Source organism: Metabacillus fastidiosus NBRC 101226, from assembly GCF_001591625.1.
GTDB lineage: Bacteria > Bacillota > Bacilli > Bacillales > Bacillaceae > Metabacillus > Metabacillus fastidiosus.
This window is the reverse complement of the sequence record NZ_BCVG01000066.1, coordinates 1-22,490: the sequence shown is the minus strand read 5'-3', so window position 1 is coordinate 22,490 and position 22,490 is coordinate 1. Positions and strand designations below refer to the sequence as shown.

General features: G+C 35.7%; 25 protein-coding genes. 8 read left to right on the top strand and 17 right to left on the bottom strand.

What is annotated here, in order from left to right; all coding sequences use genetic code 11:
• Positions 1–10: 10 nt before the first annotated feature.
• Positions 11–1,504 (bottom strand): leucyl aminopeptidase, encoded by a 1,494-nt coding sequence (locus BFA01S_RS14800; RefSeq protein WP_066232130.1) that lies wholly within the window; start codon positions 1,502–1,504, stop codon positions 11–13.
• Positions 1,505–1,684: 180 nt separating this feature from the next.
• Here BFA01S_RS14800 and BFA01S_RS14795 point away from each other — a divergent pair, with 180 nt between their 5' ends.
• On the top strand, positions 1,685–2,164 hold the full coding sequence (locus tag BFA01S_RS14795; protein ID WP_066232126.1) for a divergent PAP2 family protein: 480 nt from the start codon (positions 1,685–1,687) through the stop codon (positions 2,162–2,164).
• 35 nt (positions 2,165–2,199) lie between these two features.
• On the opposite strand, the gene BFA01S_RS14790 is transcribed toward BFA01S_RS14795, so the two are convergent.
• The 3 genes from BFA01S_RS14790 to BFA01S_RS14780 form a co-directional block, all read right to left on the bottom strand.
• Positions 2,200–2,856 carry a 3D domain-containing protein gene (locus BFA01S_RS14790; protein ID WP_066232123.1) on the bottom strand — a complete coding sequence of 219 codons (657 nt, stop codon included), beginning with the start codon at positions 2,854–2,856 and terminating at the stop codon, positions 2,200–2,202.
• A 151-nt stretch (positions 2,857–3,007) separates the two neighbouring features.
• Positions 3,008–3,301, bottom strand: coding sequence for a YuiB family protein (locus tag BFA01S_RS14785; RefSeq protein WP_066232140.1), 294 nt, complete (start codon positions 3,299–3,301; stop codon positions 3,008–3,010).
• A gap of 160 nt (positions 3,302–3,461) precedes the next feature.
• Positions 3,462–4,685, bottom strand: a complete 1,224-nt coding sequence (locus tag BFA01S_RS14780; RefSeq protein WP_174521605.1) for an NAD(P)/FAD-dependent oxidoreductase — start codon at positions 4,683–4,685, stop codon at positions 3,462–3,464.
• A 317-nt stretch (positions 4,686–5,002) separates the two neighbouring features.
• Between BFA01S_RS14780 and yumC the strand changes: the two genes are divergently transcribed.
• Complete coding sequence (yumC, locus tag BFA01S_RS14775) at positions 5,003–5,995, top strand: ferredoxin--NADP reductase 2 (RefSeq protein WP_066232118.1); 993 nt, start codon at positions 5,003–5,005, stop codon at positions 5,993–5,995.
• Positions 5,996–6,039: 44 nt separating this feature from the next.
• Here yumC and BFA01S_RS14770 read toward each other — a convergent pair whose 3' ends face one another.
• A complete protein-coding gene (locus BFA01S_RS14770) occupies positions 6,040–6,402 on the bottom strand; it encodes a HesB/IscA family protein (protein ID WP_066232115.1) in 363 nt (120 codons plus the stop codon).
• 275 nt (positions 6,403–6,677) lie between these two features.
• Complete coding sequence (locus BFA01S_RS14765; RefSeq protein WP_066232112.1) at positions 6,678–6,914, bottom strand: YuzB family protein; 237 nt, start codon at positions 6,912–6,914, stop codon at positions 6,678–6,680.
• Between the two features lie 365 nt (positions 6,915–7,279).
• On the opposite strand from BFA01S_RS14765, the gene BFA01S_RS14760 reads away from it, so the two are divergent.
• Positions 7,280–8,347: an NAD(P)/FAD-dependent oxidoreductase gene (locus BFA01S_RS14760; RefSeq protein WP_066232109.1), complete on the top strand. Its 1,068-nt coding sequence runs from the start codon at positions 7,280–7,282 to the stop codon at positions 8,345–8,347.
• A gap of 248 nt (positions 8,348–8,595) precedes the next feature.
• The gene (locus tag BFA01S_RS14755; RefSeq protein WP_066232107.1) at positions 8,596–8,832 is read left to right on the top strand and encodes a NifU family protein; all 237 of its coding nucleotides are present in this window, start codon (positions 8,596–8,598) and stop codon (positions 8,830–8,832) included.
• 32 nt (positions 8,833–8,864) lie between these two features.
• Here BFA01S_RS14755 and thrB read toward each other — a convergent pair whose 3' ends face one another.
• The 4 genes from thrB to yutH all read right to left on the bottom strand — a co-directional run bounded on the left by thrB (position 8,865) and on the right by yutH (position 13,316).
• A complete protein-coding gene (gene thrB / locus BFA01S_RS14750; RefSeq protein WP_066232104.1) occupies positions 8,865–9,776 on the bottom strand; it encodes a homoserine kinase in 912 nt (303 codons plus the stop codon).
• A complete protein-coding gene (thrC, locus tag BFA01S_RS14745) occupies positions 9,773–10,831 on the bottom strand; it encodes a threonine synthase (RefSeq protein WP_066232138.1) in 1,059 nt (352 codons plus the stop codon). The genes thrB and thrC overlap by 4 nt, the downstream gene beginning before the upstream one ends.
• Entirely contained in the window at positions 10,831–12,129 is a 1,299-nt protein-coding gene (locus BFA01S_RS14740; protein ID WP_066232101.1) for a homoserine dehydrogenase, read from the bottom strand. Before BFA01S_RS14740 ends, thrC begins: the two co-directional genes overlap by 1 nt.
• A gap of 191 nt (positions 12,130–12,320) precedes the next feature.
• On the bottom strand, positions 12,321–13,316 hold the full coding sequence (gene yutH, locus BFA01S_RS14735) for a spore coat putative kinase YutH (RefSeq protein WP_066232098.1): 996 nt from the start codon (positions 13,314–13,316) through the stop codon (positions 12,321–12,323).
• A 209-nt stretch (positions 13,317–13,525) separates the two neighbouring features.
• Here yutH and BFA01S_RS14730 point away from each other — a divergent pair, with 209 nt between their 5' ends.
• Positions 13,526–14,026 carry a phosphatidylglycerophosphatase A family protein gene (locus BFA01S_RS14730; RefSeq protein WP_174521604.1) on the top strand — a complete coding sequence of 167 codons (501 nt, stop codon included), beginning with the start codon at positions 13,526–13,528 and terminating at the stop codon, positions 14,024–14,026.
• Between the two features lie 101 nt (positions 14,027–14,127).
• Here the strand turns inward: BFA01S_RS14730 and BFA01S_RS14725 are convergent, their stop codons facing one another.
• Both BFA01S_RS14725 and BFA01S_RS14720 read right to left on the bottom strand, forming a co-directional pair.
• Entirely contained in the window at positions 14,128–14,898 is a 771-nt protein-coding gene (locus BFA01S_RS14725) for a TIGR01457 family HAD-type hydrolase (protein WP_066232095.1), read from the bottom strand.
• A gap of 18 nt (positions 14,899–14,916) precedes the next feature.
• Positions 14,917–15,357 carry a DUF86 domain-containing protein gene (locus BFA01S_RS14720; protein WP_066232090.1) on the bottom strand — a complete coding sequence of 147 codons (441 nt, stop codon included), beginning with the start codon at positions 15,355–15,357 and terminating at the stop codon, positions 14,917–14,919.
• 390 nt (positions 15,358–15,747) lie between these two features.
• Between BFA01S_RS14720 and BFA01S_RS14715 the strand changes: the two genes are divergently transcribed.
• Positions 15,748–16,053 carry a DUF3055 domain-containing protein gene (locus tag BFA01S_RS14715; protein WP_066232088.1) on the top strand — a complete coding sequence of 102 codons (306 nt, stop codon included), beginning with the start codon at positions 15,748–15,750 and terminating at the stop codon, positions 16,051–16,053.
• 110 nt (positions 16,054–16,163) lie between these two features.
• Here BFA01S_RS14715 and BFA01S_RS14710 read toward each other — a convergent pair whose 3' ends face one another.
• On the bottom strand, positions 16,164–16,439 hold the full coding sequence (locus BFA01S_RS14710; RefSeq protein ID WP_066232085.1) for a YutD family protein: 276 nt from the start codon (positions 16,437–16,439) through the stop codon (positions 16,164–16,166).
• Between the two features lie 131 nt (positions 16,440–16,570).
• Between BFA01S_RS14710 and BFA01S_RS14705 the strand changes: the two genes are divergently transcribed.
• On the top strand, positions 16,571–17,230 hold the full coding sequence (locus BFA01S_RS14705; RefSeq protein WP_066232082.1) for a YhcN/YlaJ family sporulation lipoprotein: 660 nt from the start codon (positions 16,571–16,573) through the stop codon (positions 17,228–17,230).
• Between the two features lie 41 nt (positions 17,231–17,271).
• Here BFA01S_RS14705 and lipA read toward each other — a convergent pair whose 3' ends face one another.
• Positions 17,272–18,168: a lipoyl synthase gene (gene lipA / locus BFA01S_RS14700; protein ID WP_066232079.1), complete on the bottom strand. Its 897-nt coding sequence runs from the start codon at positions 18,166–18,168 to the stop codon at positions 17,272–17,274.
• Positions 18,169–18,432: 264 nt separating this feature from the next.
• Here lipA and BFA01S_RS14695 point away from each other — a divergent pair, with 264 nt between their 5' ends.
• Positions 18,433–19,428 (top strand): M23 family metallopeptidase, encoded by a 996-nt coding sequence (locus tag BFA01S_RS14695; RefSeq protein WP_235843036.1) that lies wholly within the window; start codon positions 18,433–18,435, stop codon positions 19,426–19,428.
• Between the two features lie 155 nt (positions 19,429–19,583).
• Here BFA01S_RS14695 and BFA01S_RS22005 read toward each other — a convergent pair whose 3' ends face one another.
• From BFA01S_RS22005 to yunB, 3 genes are all read right to left on the bottom strand, one after another.
• Positions 19,584–19,706 carry a methionine/alanine import family NSS transporter small subunit gene (locus tag BFA01S_RS22005; RefSeq protein ID WP_082800009.1) on the bottom strand — a complete coding sequence of 41 codons (123 nt, stop codon included), beginning with the start codon at positions 19,704–19,706 and terminating at the stop codon, positions 19,584–19,586.
• Positions 19,706–21,217 carry a sodium-dependent transporter gene (locus tag BFA01S_RS14690; RefSeq protein WP_066232076.1) on the bottom strand — a complete coding sequence of 504 codons (1,512 nt, stop codon included), beginning with the start codon at positions 21,215–21,217 and terminating at the stop codon, positions 19,706–19,708. The genes BFA01S_RS22005 and BFA01S_RS14690 overlap by 1 nt, the downstream gene beginning before the upstream one ends.
• Positions 21,218–21,651: 434 nt before the next feature.
• Positions 21,652–22,398 (bottom strand): sporulation protein YunB, encoded by a 747-nt coding sequence (gene yunB, locus BFA01S_RS14685; protein ID WP_066232074.1) that lies wholly within the window; start codon positions 22,396–22,398, stop codon positions 21,652–21,654.
• Between the last annotated feature and the right edge of the window lie 92 nt (positions 22,399–22,490).

Sequence of the window (22,490 nt, the reverse complement as noted above, 5' to 3'; positions counted from 1 at the left end):
TCCTCATTTTTTATTTGAATGTTTCAATAAAGGCTGCGATTGTCCTTACCATTACACCTGTAGCCCCTGAAGGTCCAAGGTCACTTTCTTTTGCTGTCGTTGCTGTACCGGCAATGTCCAAGTGAATCCATGGTGTTTCCTCAGCAAACTCTCCTAAGAATGTTCCTGCCATAATTGCATGACCTTCACGCCCTGGAGAGTTATTTAGATCTGCCATTTTACTGTTTCTGACTCTCTTCTTATCCTCAGGGAAAATTGGCAGGCGCCACACTCGCTCCCCGCATTCAGCAGAAGCTTGAAGAAATTGTTCAAATAATAGTTCATTATTTGTCATTGCCCCTGTCGTGTTCGTTCCGAGAGCAATAATAACTCCACCGGTTAATGTCGCTACATCGATAATATAGTTTGCACCGTGATGTTTAGCATATGTGATGCCATCGGCAAGTGCAAGTCTTCCTTCCGCATCTGTATTTAGTACTTCAATCGTTTTTCCATTAAGTGCTACAATAACATCATCTGGCTTAAAAGCACTCCCGCTTATCATATTATCCGTTGCTGGAATAACAGCAACAACATTTTTTTCAGGTCTTAATTGACCGATAATCTCCATCGCACCTAGGACAGAAGCTGCCCCACCCATATCTGTCTTCATACCTACTATTCCGTCTTTTGATTTAATCGAGTATCCACCAGTATCAAATGTAATTCCCTTTCCAACAAGACCGATAACATCTGTCCAGTCTTCTTTTCCTTTATACTTTAAAACAATCATTTTCGGAGGTTCAGCCGAGCCCTGATTAACTGCCAGCAGCGCACCCATTCCGAGCTTTTCCATTTCTTCTTTTTCTAATATTTCATATTCGAAATCATATTTATTTGCAAGTTCTACTGAAATATTTGCAAGCTCTGCCGCAGTCAAAATATTTCCTGGCATATTAACTAATGTTCTGGCAAAGTTTGTACCGCTTCCGTATGTATAACCAATTTCCAGGATGGAACTTATTTCATCTAATTGGGCTTCTGTAATGACATGAATACCTTTTATATTTTTTTCCGGTTCATTAGATTTTTGTTTATAATTTATTATTTTATAAGTAGAAAGCGGGAATGCTTCACCTAATACATATGCTGCATCATTATTATTCACCTTCTCACTTACAAAGGTGTCTAAAGCAATTGTGAAGTGCTCTACTTTCTCTTTTAGTAATGTTTTACACATTAACCCGAATACTTCTCTTGCCTCTTCCAGAGTAAAGTCCTTTTCCTTCCCTAAGCCAACGAAATAAAGCCGTTTTATTTCATGCTGGCCGAGGGTATATATTTTCGTAATTGCCTTTTGTTTCGTTACAAGATCACCACTTTTCAGCAGACTTGTGAGCTGTCCAGATAATTTCTCATCTAGAGCAGCAGCGATTCCTGATAACGGACTATTTTGATTATATATTCCGATAACTAATGTTTCGTTTTCTTCTTTAAACTGGTATTTATTATAGACATGGAACATATTTCTTACCTCCAATTCAATAAAGGAATTTTCTCCATATACTGTGGTATAATGGAAAAGTATTTTTTATGAAGAAGCTTCTTACCCTTCTAACTAGTTTAACATCTTTTATATTACGACGTTTATATATGCAGCCAGTATTGTATACAGATTCCCGCCCGCATGAAAGGATGGTCTTTGATGGAGTTTTTCCTAAACTTCCCGCTGCTTGCAGCATTAGCAGCGATTGGTTTTGCTCAATTTGTAAAAGTGCCGATCCAATTTATCGTTTCAAAACGATTAGATTGGTCTCTGCTCACAAGTACCGGTGGAATGCCCAGTTCACATTCTGCTGCTGTTACTGCACTCTCAACAGCAATTGCATTAGAACATGGCTTAGATTCATCTATATTTGCTGTATCAGCGCTATTTGCCATTATTACAATGTTCGATGCAACAGGTGTCAGAAGGCATGCTGGCGAGCAAGCAACGGTTTTAAATAAGCTTGTATTAGATTTTAATACTTTTGTAGAAGAAGCAAAAGTTTGGCCAGAGAAAGAAGAAAAAGAAAAACAGAAGAAATTAAAAGAACTTCTCGGCCATAAACCGATTGAAGTATTTTTCGGGGGCTTAACTGGGATTATTTTATCCTTACTGCTCTATTATCTATTCATTCTATGATGGGATCATGCAGAAAAGGCTGACAAATGTCAGCCTTAGCTTTTCGTTTCATCTTTTATATATTTTTGTCTAAATACTTGCAATGATTTATCTTCATTAAGCCCTTTTAATTGTTCTTCAGTGAGCTCTCCTTCTCCCATTTTAACGATATATACTTTCAGTTCCTTTTTACCCCAATTTTCGTATACATCGCTTACAGTTTCATAATAAAGGTCTAATTTATTCCCTTTAATCGCTCCGCCTTTATCAGCAACAACACCATAGCCGTAGCCTGGAATAAAAAGAATTGTTCCTAACGGGAAAACAGTAAGATCTGCTGCGACTGTGGAAAACAGATCCCTTTTTACTTTAACACCTGAATAAGTAATTCCATACTCTGGATGATTCGGTTCTTTACCTGTTGACTCTTTCCCAGCTGTATAGCCTGTCGCTACGACAGTTTTCGTTGGGTACTTTGACCAATCAAAAGCATCCTCTAATGATACATTACTATTTTGTTCTACTGTAACTGAAGCAATCTCTGTTTTTATAGTTGCCTCTTTACTTTCTTCTACATCAGATGCAGCCTGATAATATAGATGAAATAAGTCCTTCACTCCTACACCTGTGATCACCTCGAAAGTTGTTAATAATGCTGCTAAAACTAATAAAGTCATAATAAAGCGTTTTGAAAATAACAAAAGGTATTTCATTTTTTTACCTTTCCACTCCTCTCACAATCTATTCGTTCCCTCATTTGAAATAAATTATTCTTGGAGGTAATAAAATTATTTGTGACTGTGAGCTCTCTTTGAATGGAAAAGACAAATGAAAAAAGACCGACTAAACTAGTCCGCCTTCCCTTTAAAACATTTGATATCCTTTTGTCCGCAATGATCTAATAACAATTCCAGCTAAAATTGCCCCTATTAAACCGCTCGATAAAATTAAAATATCGGCAGCTGCCAGATTTGTTACTTTTGTACCTAATAATTGAAAGGTTTCTCCAGGCTGCCTAAAATAATCAATAAATTTAACTGTATCATTTATAATAAATACACAAACGATCGGATAAATAATTGCCATAATCCATGACATGCGTAAGAGCATATTTAATAAGAAACCGATTCCAAAAAATAAAATTAAAAATAATACCATCGAAATTAGTAAAACAGGTATACTTAACACCTTTTCACCTCCAATATACTTCACTTTAGTTTACTAAAACTGTGAAGAGACAGTCAATGTATTAGCCGGTGAACGTTTTATGAATAAAAAGGATAAAAGCGTCTGCCGCTTCTATCCTTTTTATAATTAATTAAATTAATTTAAATTTACCTTTTTTCATTACTAATGATGGTCCTCCAACCATGAATAATGCACGGTTGTCGATCATTTTCTTCATAAATGATGCTTGTTTACCAACTACTTTTTTACCGAATACAACACCTACAGCGTTATCTTCTCCTAATGATGCAACAGAACCTTTAATATCGGCAGTAAAAGGAGCTTGCTGTCCTTGCTTACGAATCGCAACTGCTACGTTTTTCGCACAAGTTTCACCTTGCTGCATAGCAATTTGTGCTGTTGGCGGATATGGACGATCGATTTCCGGATTGATCACTAATGAACAGTCTCCGATAATAAATACATCGTCATGTCCTGGCGCACGAAGGAATTCATCTACTTTTACACGTCCGCGCATGTTTTCAAAACCAGCTTCTTCTACGATGCTGTTTCCTCTTACACCTGCAGCCCAAACGACTGTATTTGCTTTGATTTCTTCTGTTTCTTCACCTTTAGCAACGATAATTCCAGTTTTAGTACATTCTTTAATTGCTGTACCGATCATGAATTCTACACCTTTAGCTTGAAGATGGTTAACAGCATATTCCACTAATGCCGGATCAAATCCCGGAAGTGCAGTTGGAGCTGCCTCCACACAGATAATGCGAACTTTCTTAAAGTCAACATCATACTCTTTACATAATTCAGGAACACGATTTCCTAGTTCTCCTAAAAATTCGATTCCTGTAAATCCAGCACCGCCGACAACGATTGTTAATCGCTCATCACGTTTTTCTTCTTCATTATTATACATTGCAAATTCTGACTCAATATGTTCACGAAGAAGACGAGCTGAGTTAATGTTTGTAATTCCAAACGCATATTCTTTGAGACCTTGAATACCGAAAGTTTCAGGGTTAGAACCTAAAGAGATAACTAAATAATCATATTCAAGCTCACCGTTTTCTAACTGTACTTTCTTCTCTTCTTTATTAATAGCAACAACAGTATCCTGAACAAAATTCACACGGTTAGTATTAATAACATCTTTGATTAAATAACGAGCACGATCATGATGCAATGTTCCAGCAGAAGCTTCATGCAACCATGTAGTTTCATAATGGTAATCATTTTTATTAACTAATGTAATCTCTGCTTCATCCAAGCTAACTAATTTTTGTAAACGAGTAGTAGTAATTAAACCACCATAACCTGCACCTAATACGACAACTTTTGGCTTTCTCAAAAAAATCACATCCACCTTTTTAAATTTTTTGTTGAAAATAATTGAAACTTGTTATACCTTATCATTCACACTTCACAATTTTTATATTTCTACACAAAATAGATTGTGAAAACTTTCACTTACCTTCACATAAAGAACCAAGAAAAATGATATAATTCCTATCTCTCATATTAGCGTCACAAAAAAATTTTTTCAAGCATATTTTTCGCAAGTTATAATATTGCGAAAATTAAGAAATATATTTACATGTGATTGTAAATATAAATAATTAACTATGATATTATAGAATTAAATAATTATTCATTATATAGTAGGAGGCATTATTTGTGAAAGAAGATACAAAAATTTATGATATTACAATTATCGGTGGAGGCCCCGTCGGCTTATTCACTGCATTTTATGGCGGAATGCGTCAGGCAAGCGTGAAAATTATCGAAAGCCTTCCACAGCTTGGCGGACAGCTTTCTGCTTTATACCCTGAGAAATACATTTATGATGTTGCAGGTTTCCCGAAAATCCGTGCTCAGGAGCTAGTAAATAATTTAAAAGAGCAAATGTCTAAGTTCGAACAAACTGTTGCGCTTGAACAAGCTGTTGAAACGGTCGAAAAGCTAGAAGACGGTACATTTAAATTAACGACAAACAGTGAAATTCACTATACGAAAACAATTATTATTACAGCTGGTAACGGAGCATTCCAACCTCGTAAACTGGAGCTTGACGAAGCTGTTAAATATGAAAAAGCAAATCTTCATTACTTTGTAGATGATTTAAATAAATTCGCTGGAAAGCGCGTTGCTATCACTGGGGGCGGAGATTCAGCAGTTGACTGGGCTTTAATGCTTGAGCCGATCGCTAAACAGGTAACACTTATTCATCGCCGTGATAAATTCCGTGCGCATGAACATAGCGTAGAGCTGCTTCATAATTCAAAAGTAAACCTACTTACTCCATTTGTTCCAACTGAACTAGTTGGAGAAGAAAATGTAGAAAAAATTGCTTTAGAAGAAGTAAAAGGTGATCGTAAAGAAGTAATCGAAATCGACGACCTTATCGTTAACTTCGGTTTCGTATCTTCCCTGGGACCAATTAAAAATTGGGGTCTTAATATTGAGAAAAACTCTATCGTTGTTAACTCAAGAATGGAAACAAATATCGAAGGAATTTATGCTGCAGGAGATATTTGTACTTATGAAGGAAAAGTAAAACTGATCGCAAGCGGCTTCGGTGAAGCACCAACAGCTGTAAACAATGCAAAAGCTTATATGGATCCAAAAGCGCGTGTACAGCCGCTTCATAGTACAAGCATGTTTGAATAAGAAGAAAAAAGCAAGCTTCCCTCAGGATAGCTTGCTTTTATATTTTAACATTCCTCAGGCGTACCAGTATTTTTAGCCGTTCTAAACGATGAACCGCAGCCACAGTTAGCAATGGCATTCGGATTATCAATTGTAAATCCTCCACCCATCATGGACTGTTTATAATCAATTTTCGTTCCGTTTAAAATCGCGCCATCATCTTTACTGACAACAATTTTTATACCATGCTGTTCTAACAGTGTGTCTTCGTCAGTCACTTTATGCTCGAACCCCATACCGTATGAAAGACCGCTGCAGCCCCCGCCTTTTACACTTACTCTTAAATATGCTGCTTCTTCCTCATGTTCCTTCATCATATCCTTTATTTGAAAAGCAGCTGCTTCTGTAATTATTACTACTTCACTCATTCCATTCTCCTCCTTTGGCACTTATCAAAGGCTTTACAGTATATAGTATAACGATTTATTCCAACTGTCTCAAACAAGTCGCTTTCACTATATATAATTTTTAAAAATATTCCTTATTTATATAGATCCACTATAATAAATGGACATTAATTATATAGGCAACTTTCCTATTATACTGGTAAAAGCTCATGTTGATTCTACAAGCTATAATATGGATCATGCTAAGTTATTTTTTAAAGCTGAAGGTTCTTCCTTATTTCCAATATTATATTAGGTTAAAACATTGGATTTTCTTCCAAATGTTTGTATATCTTTTCAACAAGCTCATCAGGGTCATCAGCAGAAACGACTTCCCCCTCTACTAAAGCATAAAGTGATGCAGCACACCGTCCGCAATAACTTAAACATCCATACTCAATAATATCAAGATTCGGATCCTTTTCTAATTGCTCAAGTGCAGCTTGGGCACCATTTGCTAAGTTACTAATACAAAATTCAATTATTGGTTTCACCTTAACCCACCTCGCTACTTCTCTTTATGCTACGCCTTTTCATCGTCATCGTCAATTTCAAATACTAATTTCCATTAATTAAGTGCGTCTATATCATCTTTTTCTGTGAAATATGGTAATATTAATATAATAATGATGTACTATTGCAACTGTATTGCGAAAATAGAAATGTTTTTTCACATATATATTGTGATTTTGTATCAAATTAGATATACTTTTTATGAATTTTGCAAAGACTTTATTTATATAGTTACATCATTAAATTTTATTTTAATAAAATAACTTAAATAAGCATGAAAAAGTGAAATGTTTAACAAAGTTTCATCTTGATTTCTTTTACTAATTAGGGAAAAGGGGAATTGGCAATGAAGAACTTAGTTATTCTTGGTGGTGGTTATGGTGGTATGCGTATTCTGCATAGACTTTTACCAAACCATCTTCCGGAAGACGTTCAAATTACACTAATCGATAGAAATCCTTACCATTGTCTTAAAACAGAGTACTACGCTCTTGCAGCTGGTACAATTTCAGACCAACATGTTCGAGTTTCTTTTCCTGAACATCAGCGCCTCCACCATACATATGGAGAAGTCGTATCAATCGATTTAGAGCGAAAAGAAGTAGTTATGAAAGATAAGGAGCCAATCAAATATGATGACATCGTAATTGGTTTAGGCTGTGATGATAAGTTCCATAACATTCCTGGTGCTGATGAATTTACATACAGTATACAAACGATTGATGAATCTAGACAAACATACCAAACATTAAATAACTTAACTGCGGATTCAACAGTCGCTATTGTCGGCGGCGGACTCAGCGGTGTCGAACTTGCAAGTGAGCTTAGAATGAGCCGTAAAGATTTAAATATTAAATTATTTGATCGCGGAAAACATATTTTATCCAGCTTCCCTGAAAAAGTCAGCTCCTATATCGAGAATTGGTTTAGGGAACATAATGTAGACGTTATAAACGGTGCAACGATTACAAAAGTGGATGAGAATGCAATTTATAACCACGATGATCCTGTGCAAGTAGATGCTGTCGTTTGGACAGCCAGAATCCAGCCGAATAAAGTAGTAAGAGATCTTCAAGTTGGAAAAGATCCACAGGGACGTATAATTTTAACACCACAGCATTTCATCCCTGAACATGAAGACGCATTTGTCGTTGGTGACTGTGCAAGCCTGCCGCACGCTCCATCTGCACAGCTTGCAGAACTTCAAGCAGAGCAGGTCGTTCAAATACTGCAAAAGAAATGGAAAGGTGAACCTTTACCTGAATCATTACCTCCAATTAAGCTTAAAGGAGTATTTGGTTCCCTTGGCAAGAAAGAAGGATTCGGTTTACTAGGTGACCGTCCATTGATGGGACGAGTGCCTCGTATGATAAAATCAGGAATTCTTTGGATGTATAAGTATCATAACGGTTAATAAAGAAAGACAAAGTGATTTTTTCACTTTGTCTTTTTATTTACTTTCAATATTTATGTGCTGATAATCTTTCTCTTCTCCCCTTCTTTTCAAATTTTTTTACTCTCTGTTACATTACATTTAAATCTTATTACTGTATTCCAATTTGAAACCATGCTAAAATAGATACGGTATATTAGCAGTCATTGGATTAGATTTTTTACTGTATTTACAATATAATAGACTTAAAAGAAAGGAGTCGATTTTTCATGGCTGAAGCAGAATTAATTGAACAAGTTCAGGAAGTATTAGATAAACTACGTCCATTTTTATTACGTGACGGTGGAGATTGTGAGTTAGTAGATGTAGAGGAAGGTATTGTGAAATTACGCCTTCTAGGTGCTTGCGGCAGCTGCCCAAGTTCAACAATTACACTTAAAGCTGGGATTGAGCGTGCTCTTCTTGAAGAAGTACCGGGAATTATCGAAGTAGAACAAGTATTTTAATAAAAAAAGCTGACAAATCGTCAGCTTTTTTATTATTTCTTTACAGTTTGTTCCACAACACAGCCATCAAAATCGATCGCAACAGGATCGACTGTGCAAGCTGGGAATACAACACTTAATTTTTTTGCAAGCTCATTCCCTTTTCCTTGCTCAGTAAAACAAAGAATCGTCGGACCTGCACCGCTAAGTGCTGAGCCCCATGCTCCGAATTCAAGCGCTTTTTCCCTAACTTGGATAATTTCAGGAATAAGTTTTTGGCGATATGGCTGATGGAAAAGATCTTTCCCCATCATCTTACCCATTAAGCTCCAATTTTTAGTAAAAATCGAGGCAATTAACATATTACTAATAGCACTAGCTTCTACCGCTGTTTTAAATTCAAGTGTCTTTGGCAGCACATTTCTTGCATCGCTCGTAAACACTTCATAAGTTGGAATCACAACGACAACATCTACTTCCATATCTTTCACATGAACAAGCTCTGTTGAATCTTGCTCATGCAGTCCGATAATTAAGCCGCCGTAAAGAGATGCACCGACATTATCCGGATGCCCCTCTTCAAGACTTGCAATTCTCATCTTCTCTTCATTTGTTAATCGTAAATCACATAGCTGATTAGCTAATTCAATCGCTGCAATAACAGCTGCTGCACTGCTGCCAATCCCTCTGGCTAACGGAATATCACTCCACATTTTAATCTCACATGAAGGCAATGTCTTTCCATATTTATCAGCAACTTGTTCAGCTACCTTTGCGATTAAATTACTGCGGTCTGTCGGAATATCTTTAACATGCTCGTTCATCGGTATAAATTTCAGTTCACTCGCTAGTTCTACCTCTAAAGTTAGATATTTTCCAAGAGCTAAGCCAATGGAGTCGAAACCGGGACCCAGATTAGCTGTACTTCCTGGAACTTTAATCTTTAGCATGTCTCCTTCTTTCATTGTACAGCTACCCCTTTTAAATGCTCAATAACAACATTCTCATCGTTCGGTAAAACAACTGGTTTAATTTCAGAAATGTCAATAGCAGTGTTAGGGTCTTTTAAACCGTTACCAGTTAAAATAGCAACAACCTTGCTTCCTTCTGCAATTAAGCCTGCTTTACGGTGCTTAATTAAACCTGCGATAGAAGCTGCTGAACCAGGCTCTGCGAATACTCCTTCTTCACGTGCAATCAGTTGATATGCTTCAAGAATTTCTTCATCTGTTACATAATCAATTTTTCCGTTTGATTCTTTTTCTGCTTCAACAGCAAATTTCCAGCTTGCAGGGTTTCCAATACGGATTGCTGTAGCAACTGTTTCAGGATTTTCAATCGGCTCACCGCGAACGATAGCAGCAGAACCTTCTGCCTCAAAACCATGAATTTTTGGAAGACCTGTTTGCTTCGCTTCGTTATACTCTTTAAATCCTTTCCAGTAAGCAGTAATATTTCCTGCATTTCCAACTGGGATACAAAGAACATCCGGTGCAGAACCTAATTGTTCACAAATTTCAAATGCACCAGTTTTTTGACCTTCAATACGGTATGGGTTAACAGAGTTTACGAGTGTAATAGGAAGCTTTTCACTAATATTTCTTACCATTGTAAGCGCATGGTCAAAGTTTCCTTTAATTGCGTAAATTTCAGCACCATACATAACAGCCTGTGCTAACTTACCGAATGCAATCTTACCATCTGGAATAAGGATGATACATTTCATATTTGCTCTTGCTGCATAAGCTGCTGCCGCTGCTGATGTATTACCAGTAGAAGCACAGATAATTGTATCGCTTCCATCTTCTTTTGCTTTTGCAACAGCCATAACCATTCCGCGGTCTTTAAATGAACCAGTCGGATTTGTTCCTTCTGTTTTTACATATAATTCAACACCAAGCTTTTCAGAAAGCTTTGGCATATGAATAAGAGGTGTATTACCTTCTTGTAAAGTTAATTTTGGTGTTTTATCTGTTACTGGTAAAAATTCAGCAAACTCTTGAATTAAACCTTTCCACATCATACTAAACCGTTCCCTTCTACGCGATAAGTACTTTTCACTTGATGAACTACTTCCAGATCATTAAGCTTTTGTAAAATTTCTTCAAAATCATGTTGTGATGCTTTATGAGTAACGATAACAATTTCTGCAAGATTTTCATTTTTTAAAGGAAGCTGTAAAATCTTCTCAAAGCTTACACCTTTCTCTGTAAATAAAGATGTAATATTTGAAAATGCTCCAACTTCATCTTTTACATGAATTCTCAAAAATTGCTGTGCATAAATATTCTCAAGACTCTTGATTTGCTTCTTATATTGCGGAGCAAGTGCGCTTTGACCAGTTACATTCAATCTCATGTTCTTCATAACAGCCACTAAATCTGAGACGATTGATGTTGCTGTTGGCAAACTTCCCGCTCCCGGTCCGTAAAACATTGTTTCTCCTACAGCCTCTCCGTAAACGTAGACCGCATTAAACTCATCATTTACAGATGCTAATGGATGGGCTTCCGGTAATAAAGTCGGCTCAACCGAAACCTCAACTTTACCGTCTTCTTCCTCAGCGATACCGATTAATTTCATTGTATAGCCAAGTCGCTTACTATAATTAATATCATCATCTGTTACGCTGGAAATACCTTTTACCCTTACATCATCTAAATCAACGTTCATAGAGAAACCTAAGCGTGCTAAAATAGACATTTTTCTCGCTGCATCCAATCCTTCAACATCTGCTGTTGGATCAGATTCTGCATAGCCTAGATCTTGAGCCTCTTTTAAGACAGCATCATACGGACTGCCGAATTTCGACATTTTCGTTAAAATGAAGTTTGTTGTTCCGTTAACAATTCCCATCATTTTCGTAATACGATCTGATGCTAAACCGTCAACTAGGCTGCGGATAATCGGAATACCGCCGGCAACGCTCGCTTCGTAGAACAAGTCACAGCCATTCTCTGTCGCAACAGATAAAAGCTCTGTTCCGTATATAGCCATTAAATCTTTATTAGCAGTAACGACATGTTTACCAGCTTTAAGAGCTTCTAATAAATGCGTTTTCGTTTCCTCAATACCACCCATAACTTCTATAATAACATCTATTTCCGGATCATGGATAACATCAAAAACCTCTGTCGTTAAAATATTTTTATCAACCTCAATTTGCCTTGCTTTTTCGGTGTTTTTCACAAGAATTTTCTTTACCTTAACCGGACAGCCAACCTGATGCATAAGCTTATCTTGGTGATTTTCAATAATTTGTACAACACCGCTACCTACCGTACCTAAACCTAATAGACCAACATGTATTGCATTCATCCGTAAACACTCCTTACTGTTCTTACAAGATGTACAATTGTTTATACATAAAGGACACCTTTAATATACTTGTCATTATAAAATGGTTTTTGATGTTTTACAAGAGTCAATTTTTTCATTACCGTTATGTAAACGCTTAAAAGCAGCTTGTCCTTAGCTCTGCTGTAGAGGCACTTCTTGATTAGTGCCTCTTAAAAGTTTAACCAGTGCAGCCTTGGCAAAAAAATCTTCTTCGTTCTCATCGATAGAGTTCCAAAGTATCCTCTCAGAAATTGTTCATATTTATCTGATTCATTTAATAAATCAGTGAGCTCTTTTTCATATGATGCTCTTTCTCCTTCAGGTGATAAATAATAACCTTCGATACATTCAAAATAATGAAGCGGGAATAATAGTCTACTGTAAATAAGTCTCCAGGAAAAAGCAGATAAAGGTGTAGTCCTGTCGTATTCATTAATAAATGTGTAATAGCTGGAGTTATTTTCGTCGGAGAAAAATAAATACCTCAAATACTCTGCAATGTCTCTTCCACAATGATCAAAAACCCAATCAGTCGGCATTTTAATATACATGCCATTATTCCACGTATGAAGATTGAAACGCTGGTGACAGATCGTTCCGGCATCAACCGGCTGCGGCTCATCATCCAGTTCTGTATCAACTAAATATTGGATTGCATTTTCTGCTAAACCTAAATAATAAGGAAATGACTCCACAAATTGCTTTTCAAAATGATTAAGGGGATGTGACTGTAATTTGCCGCGCCAGAAGCCTTCTAATTGATCTAAACGCTTTTCCCATAAGTATTTCCATTGTCCTATCCTAGATATATTGGATAGCTCATAAGGGAAGCTGCGAGCCTTTTGATGAAATCTTGCCAGATCACTTCCTAATTGAATATCATTTCTCGCTTTAACAGTACGACATTTTAATAAAATGTATCTCACTTTCTCATTTTCGAAAAACAGATTATTGTCTTTTGTAAGCACGAACGTTCCGACACAAGGTTCCCTTTTATCCTGTAAAAATTGACCCATTTGATATATTTCATAAAGTTCTTCTTCTGAAAGATGCTGAACCTTTTGTAAAAGGAAAATTGTCTGATGAAGTTGAAAGGCATCACAGCCGTTCACTTTAAAAAGGTCTATCGCCTTAAGTCCATAATGTTCCTGAATCATTTTCTTCATAAATGATCTCCACCTAAAAATAGTCTTATAATATCGTAAGCCAAAATTAAACAGTTTATGAATGAAAAGAAGCAGGTGCTTAAATACTTTTGTAGAAAATATTATAATTAAGCAATTTTTTTATCATTTGTTACACATTTTTTTAAAGTAACGCGTATAGAATGAGTAAACGAAAAAACAGAGACTAGAGAAAGATTGGGTGAGTGTATATGAAAGATAAAGACCAAATGGATATTGTAGAAAAAACAGCAAGGAAATGGATCGAAGATCGTGGCGTAACAATTCAAGATATAGCGGAACTCGTATTCTTTCTTCAAGAAAAGTATCACCCAAACCTGCAATTAGATACTTGTATTGAAAATGTTGATCGTGTTCTTTCAAAAAGAGAAGTTCAAAACGCAATCCTGACAGGAATTCAGCTTGATCGTTTAGCCGAAGAAGGGAAATTAGAAGAGCCGCTCCAAACAATTATCGGCTCTGATGAAAGCCTGTATGGAATTGATGAAATTCTTGCTTTCTCGATCGTTAATATTTACGGTTCTATCGGTTTTACAAATTACGGATATATCGATAAATTAAAGCCAGGAATATTAGAACATCTCAATGACAAATCAACTGGCAAATGCCACACATATTTAGACGATATTGTCGGTGCCATTGCTGCCGCTGCATCAAGCAGACTCGCACACCGTGCTGCTAATGTAGATTAATAAACATCGGCATCAAGTGTATCGTTATAAAGTGAAACTTCCATCAGGGGGGTTTTCGCATATCCCCCGCTGATGGTTAATTCCCCTGATCAGATAATGAATCAGACTTTCTCAAACCATTCTCTTAGCGTATTAATCGTATGTGTCGGCTTTTCTTCATGCGTATCCAAAATCTCTTTCGTTGTGACACCTGTATGTACTAATAATGTATCAATCCCTGCATTCATCCCCGCTTTAATATCTGTGTCATAATTATCACCAACCATTAGTACATCTTCTCTTGGAACCCCAAGAACTTCTAATGCTTGTTCTACAATGATACTTTCCGGTTTACCAATAAACGTAGGCTGAACAGTTGTTGAAACCGTAACAACAGATGTCAGGGAACCATTACCTGGTAGAAGACCTCTTTCAGTTGGAAAAGCAATATCCCCATTCGTTGAAATGAAAGTTGCACCATTCCTCACTGCCAGACAAGCCTTAGCAAATTTCTCATAATTAACACTGCGGTCAATACCTACAACGACAAAGTCAGGGTTCTCATCTACAATTCGGAAGCCTTTTTCTACAAGCGCTTCTTCTATTCCGTTTTCCCCGATAACATAGACAGACGCATTCTTCTTCAAGTCATACATATAATTAGCTGTCGCATTGCTAGTCGTAAATACTTGTTCTCCTGTAGCTGAAATGTCCAAGCTGACCAGCTTGTCCGCAATTTGCTGTGGGGTTCTTGATGAATTATTTGTAACGAATAAATAAGGAATATTTTTTTCCTTTAATAAATCAATAAAATCACTGGCTGCTTCCACTTGCTCATTACCTCTATACATCGTTCCGTCTAAATCAATTAAATAACCTTTATATTTTTTCATTATTATCTCCCTAATCCATCATAATGGTTTAAATGCCGATACAGGTCCAAGCTCATTATTTATGTATGTTCGAATATTATTTGAAAAATGCTGTAATATCGGCAAATTCAATGTAAAAACAGAAATTAACTTCCTATGCTCTACATTCAAATATTCCTGAACAAGGCTTTTTCGAAAATGAATCATTTCTTTCAACCCGTCTGCATCTTTCTGCTGAATTACTTGTTCGTCTAATAATATATGAATAATATCTTCATAGCTGCCTGGGTCCCTCATAATAAATCCATCAATCATTGCATTGCCAACGTCTAAAATTGTCTCAATCATCATTTGACAAAGGCGTTCCAAAGCTTTTAACTCAAAAAAACTATCCCACCTTTCATGCTGTGAAAAAAACTTTACATGATCGTCCAAATAATCCAGCCTTGCTTCAATTTTTTCAACATCGACAAAGTACATCTAATAGCACCACCTATTATTATGCTTTCACACACAGCTTCGTTCATTCTTATTTTAACATTTTCTATATATGTACGTACAAATTAACATTCCGACATAAATTGAGGAATAACTGAGTTTAGTACACGATTTTTGGCTCGTCTCGCTCAAATTAATAGAAAAAGAAGAGAAAAGCTAGCTTTTCTTTCTTTTTCTATTAATTTGAGCACTTTTCAGCCTTAGCTGAAAAGCATTTGCAAGCTCTGCTTGCAAATGGATGAGCCAAAAATTAACTTAATTTGCAGCAAGAATAAGTTTAAAGCTGAAACTTTATCTGTATAACTTTTATCAAAGACATACTTGTACTTATTTGTCATATAGAAAATATTTGAAAGGATTTATCCATCTGCTATGATAAAACTAACAGATATAAGGGGGGGCGGAGGTTTGGACGAAGAATTATTTTTCCTTTACGATGATACTGTAGAAACAAAAACAAGGTTTGTAAGCTTTATGGGGGAAAACAGCAGATTTGATTTAGCAATAATGCGTACAGACCGCTATTATGGAAAATCACTTGTACTTGATATCCAAAGCAATCGTTTTGCGATTATAGGTCAGGATGATTTAAATGAACCAGGATATTTAGAACATGCTTATGAGCTGTCAAAAGAAGATGCTCAACAACTAAGAGAGTTTTTATACGAAACGATCTAAGGAAACCATACTTAGCCGACTTCCTAACCTCATCACAAAGTTTTTAGCTCATTTACATATTAGGTAAATGAGCTAAAAAACATTTTACTTAAAATTTCAGTGCAGACACTTTACTTTTTGATTTTTTTTACAACAAAATAAGCGCAGCCAAAATTACAGTATTCATAAATATATTCATCTAAAGTACTTATTTTTGTATCAAAGGTTGCTTTTTGATTTTGGTCATCAAAAAAGCCTCTCAGCCTTAATTGGTTATAGCCCCAATCACCAACGATATAATCATATTTCGTTAATATTTCGGTATATCGTGCTTTAAAATCTTCCTCTTTAAAACCATCCTTCTCTTCTTTCACTAATTCATACATTTGGTTTTGTACGGTTATCATGACATACTCACATCCAATTAAAATTATCCACTTATATCCTACCATACTTGATTTATAACTACATTATCAAATATTGGTCAATTTTTTTCCTCATTTTCTGGTCATTCTAATGATGAGGAGGTGCTTAGATAATGAAAAAAATATCAATTGCATCCAGTATTATCACTTTATCTTTATTAACAGCCTGTCAATATGGAGCAGAAGAAGATATTTATAAAGAAAGCGGAAATACAATCAATGTCCAAAACCGACATGAATTATACAGTAAAAATGACAATTTAAATGATAAAAAAGATGATTTTGGTTATGTCCGTCATCAAAAAAGCGGAGTACCTCAAGATAATACATTCGCGAAAGTTCATACTATCAACCGTGAACAGCTCGCAAATACAATAAGCAGTATTTGTGTCCAAATGCCAGGCATTAATGATGTGGCAACATTAGTAACAGATGATGAAGTACTCGTTGGCTATCAAACAAATGCTAAAGATCGAAATGCAGTAGCGGATCAAGTAAAAAGATCTGCTGCCTCTGCAGTACCTCGATATTACAAAGTATATGTATCAGATAATAAAGCAATGATGGAACAAATTGAATCATTTAGCCCCCTTAGTTCAACGAGCAGGAATGTTGATGAAATTTTAAACAAAACAATTCGTGAAATGTTAAAGTCCCCTCAAGGTAAAAAGATGAACTCTGGAGAGAACGCAAATGGGGAAGCTTATGGTGAAATGAATGAAAAGCTGGATACGGATATGAAAGATAATTATGATAAAAAACGCTATGAATAAATAAAAGCGGGGAAAATTCCCCGCTTTGTTCTGAAAAAATTTTAAGCTTGCGCCTGACGTTGTTTAGCTGCTGCATTTACCTGCTCATCAGCATGGTACGAACTTCGCACAAGCGGGCCTGCTTCACAATGACTGAAGCCTTTACTCATTGCAATTTCACGCAGTTCAGCAAATTCATCTGGATGATAGTATTTTTGAACTTTCAAATGTTTTTTACTTGGCTGTAAGTATTGACCGATTGTCATAATATCAACATTATTCGCTCGTAAATCATCCATTGCCTCAAGAATTTCTTCTTTCGTTTCTCCTAATCCAACCATCAGACTCGATTTTGTAGGAATATCAGGCTGCATTTCTTTTGCACGGCGTAAGAACTCTAATGAACGTTCATATGTAGCACGTGCTCTAACTCTTGGTGTTAAACGGCGTACTGTTTCAATATTATGATTTAAAATATCCGGTTTTGTATCCATTAATGCTTTTAAGTTCTCATAAATACCACCCATATCAGACGGCAAAACTTCTATTGTTGTAAATGGATTTTTTCTGCGGATAGCACGGACAGTTTCAGCAAAAACTCCCGCTCCGCCATCTTTTTGGTCATCACGCGCAACAGCGGTAACAACGACATGCTTTAAATTCATTAAAGCAACAGAATCGGCTACTCTTTCCGGTTCTGCTAAATCAAGTTCAGTCGGTAAACCTGTTTTTACGGCACAGAAGCGGCATGCACGTGTACAAACAGCCCCAAGAATCATAAATGTTGCTGTTCTCCTAACTGCCCAGCATTCATGAATATTAGGACATTTTGCTTCCTCACAAACTGTATGAAGATTTTGTTCACGCATCAATTTCTTTAAATCTGTATAGTTTTCATTCGTATTTAATTTTATTTTTAGCCATTCCGGCTTGCGTAAATGTTCTTCTTTCTCTGCCATGTAATCAACTCCAAACACATTTATCAGCATTATCTATTTCACTAAAGTAAGGTTTTATTTTTACATTCGTCTTCACTTTAACATATGAAACCTCAGTGGACAAGAAAAAGACCTGTAATTATAATTTCTAACATTTACTATTAATGAAAACGAAAGCAAGCAGCAAACTATAAAGAGAAACTACATGTTTAATGCGAATAACAATTAATACGAAAAAACTGTTACTGGAAGATCCATTTTATTTTGAGGGGAGCTAAAATAGTCGTGAGAAAATGGTTAATTGCTATCATTATTTCTATGATAGTATGCAGCTCGACCACTGAAGTATTTGGGGCCGAAAAGAAGGTAGACAATGAATATGATGAGCGAATGAGCTTATACAAAAAGATGGAAACAATTACGAATATAGACTGGTACGTTTTCGCAGCAGTTGATCAATACGAAAGAAATATTCGTCATTCGAGGAGGGATATTCCAAAGGCTGATGGGCTTATCGAAATTTATATTAGGCCTGAAGTTTGGGCGGGATTATTAAATCCGAATCCCCATGATAATAATACGGTAAGCATTGCATTGTTTAACGGAATGGGTCTTGATGGTAATGGTGACGGCCGGGCAGACCAAAAAAATGATGAAGATATTTTATATACATTTGCTAACTATTTACAATCATATGGATCTAATCTGGACAATATTAAAATAGGCTTATGGAATTACTACAAACGTGATAAAACAGTCGGTCTTATCCTCGGTCATATGAAGATTTATAAAACATACGGACGCTTAAATTTAGATGAACATGCATTCCCAATGCCCCTGAAATTTAATTTTAGCTATAACAACACATGGGGTGATGCAAGAGGATGGGGCGGCAGAAGAATTCATGAAGGTACTGATATTTTTGCCAATTATGGAGTTCCTGTCCGTTCAACTTGTTATGGAATTGTTGAGATGAAAGGTTGGAACCGTTATGGCGGATGGCGTGTGGGCATACGTGATCTCAATAATAATTACCATTATTTTGCACACTTAAATGGTTTTGCAAAAGGTTTAAACATCGGTCAAGCAGTGGAACCAAGCCAATTGATCGGTGCTGTCGGTAGCTCTGGATACGGTCCTCCGGGAACTGCTGGTAAATTTCCACCGCATCTCCATTACGGAATATATAAAGATAATGGAAAAACAGAATGGTCATTTGATCCATATCCACATCTTAAAGCTTGGGAACGTGCAGAACGATTAAAAAATAGAAAGAAATAATTGTAAAATCACTCTATTAACTGCTAATATAACTTAATTAGGCTTTCTTAGAGAGAAATTTCCAACAATACAAATACAAAGATTTAGTGTTTATTTCTATAAAAAAAGATGGATGTAAAGCCTGTAAAGCTTCACATCCATCTTTCATTAATGTTTTATACATTAGAAGTATTTTTATTTCTTTTAGCCTTTACCACTGCATTTATAATACTTGCAGCAAGACCGCCCCATATAATAACGATACCGACAACCATCATTGTAATTGCACCTGCACTCATTACTCTGATCCCTCCTTGTCAGTAGAAGAAACAACTTCATCTTTCTTATTTCGTTTAAGCGTAAATAATACACCAACTAAAATCGCTCCGAGTGCAACAGTCCATCCCCAGTTGAATAAAAATTCACGTGACATTTCACCATAATCACTCGTTAAATTCGTACGGATGTTATCAAACATCATATACCCTAAAACAATCGGCGTTATAACACTTAAGCTGAATCTCCACCAAGCACCGATTTTAATATCAGAAACTTCATTCGCATGGTTTTGGAGATTTTTTAATTCCTTTGCAAACCATGCAATTGCTATTACTTCAATTAGTCCAACTAATGTAATACCAAATGAATTAATAAAATAGTCAACAGCATCTAAGAAGAAGATACCGCCTTTTGTTGCAAAAACTAAAGAGCAAAGTGCTGACAATCCACCACCATATGCTACAGCTTTTGTTCTTGAAATTTTAAACTTCTCTTGAAGGCCTGCAATATACGTCTCTGAAATTGATATTAATGATGTTAAACCAGCAAGTATTAATGATCCGAAAAATAAAATTCCAAATAACTGACTTAAAGCCGGAAACTCATTAATAATTTGAGGGAAGACAACAAACGCTAAACCAATCCCCGCCTTAACAACTTCTGAAACCGGTACTCCTTGTTGAGCAGCCATAAAACCAAGCGCACTAAATACACCGATTCCTGCAAGTACCTCAAATGATGAGTTCGCAAAACCAGTAATAAATGCGTTATTTGTAATATCAGATTTTTTAGGAAGATAGCTCGAATAAGTAAGCATAATAGCAAATGCAATTGATAAACTAAAGAATATTTGTCCGTAAGCAGCTATCCAAACTTTCCCATCAGCAATTTTACTCCAGTCAGGTTTGAAGAACGCCTCTAATCCTTGCACAGCCCCATCAAGTGTGAGCGCACGAATAACGATTAAAGTAAACATAATAACTAATAAAGGAATAAAAATTTTATTTGCAACTTCAATTCCTTTTTTAACACCTGCAAATAAAACACCTAAAGCAACTATCCAAACAATGATGAGTGGAATTAAAACACCTGGGACCAGCCCGCCAAACTCACCTGGTACTTCTACCGCTTTTAAATAATCACTCATTAAAAATGTTCCTGGGTCGGATCCCCATGTTTTATTAATAGAAAAAATAGAATAAGAACTTGCCCAAGCGACAATAACAGGATAATAACAGGAAATAACAAAGGCAATTGCTAACTGCCACCATCCAATCCATTCTTTACCTTTCCCTAATTTTGAAAACATTACTGGAGCAGAGCTTCGATATTTATGTCCCAGTGTAAATTCCATAATCAAAATCGGAATTCCAGCTGTTAATAAAGCGAATAAGTACGGTAAAAAGAAAGCTCCGCCTCCGTTTTCATAAGCAACTGCCGGGAATCTCCAAATATTCCCTAATCCAACAGCAGAACCGATAGCAGCAAGAACAAATCCTGCACGTGTTCCCCATTGTGGACGATTCTCCATTTTAAATTTCCTCCTTTTTCTCACATATCCAAAAATTGTGAGAGTAAATAGAATTTAATAAATTTTCTGACTATTTAATATAATCTATACATAGTATAGATGCACTTTATTCCTATGTCAAAATAAAAATTATAAAATTATAATTTTTATATTTTCTTAAAATAATAAATATATTTCATACTATTCTCCTTAAAAAAGTATGTTTTCTTTTCAAAATACATTATTACCAGATGTTTTTCAAGCTATCATTTTCAAAAAAGTTATTATAATATAAAAATTCTACTAACCGATAATAAGTATTTTTCCTTTTTATAACAGAAATAGAGTTTAATTCTATCTTATTTGAATGGTATATAAACATATATATACCACCTAAGTATTATGTTAAAACATAAAAATTTGAGCCTTGATTATTATCAAGACTCAAGCCAGCTTCATTTCGATTCATTTTTTGGTAATTCAATTGCAGGACTGCCAGCATCACCTTTTCCATTATAATAAAGCGGAACTTCCCCGTTCTCCGTAAATTTCATAATAGGAATAGAATTTTTTGCTTTTATTACATTTGTAGCAAAAGGAATAACAACTTGAACATCCACCTCCACATAGATCTCTATTTCATGTACTGCACTATTAATCCCATGTTCCTTCGTTGTACTTCTAATATCTGTAAATACATCACCGATTAAATAATATTGAACTGGAATATTGGGACCTAATGTACTTAAAATCGCATTACCAGTTATCTTCCCTAATGGAATACCATAAATAATTCCATCATCTCTTTTCTTTTGATTAGGGTCTCTGTCGTGGAAATTATTCCTTTCAATTTCTCCAAGTTTTGCTGTCACATTGTCTGTCACCTTTTTTTTAGCCGTATGCACAACCCTGTGATTAACATTGACAGATACAATATCCCCATCTTTATTCTTATCAACAACAACTAAATTTTCTTGATCCTCTTTAGTTAAAATTTCTTCTTCGACTGCATTATGGATAATCGTTGTTGCTACTTTAGAAGCTTCTAAATCTGCAATTTCTACTAAAGTAGATTCAATTTGCTCATTAATAATCCAAAAGCTTATAGCAGTTAAAAAAACAAAAATAACAAAGGATAGTAATAGTACATATCGAAAAGGCAAAGGACCTCTACGCGGACGACGACCGCGAAATCTCGCCAAAACAAATCCCTCCTTTACACTTTTATATTTATGCATGAAAGGAAGGATGTAATCTTTTTATTTTTAAATTTTAATAAAGTGAAACTTCCATC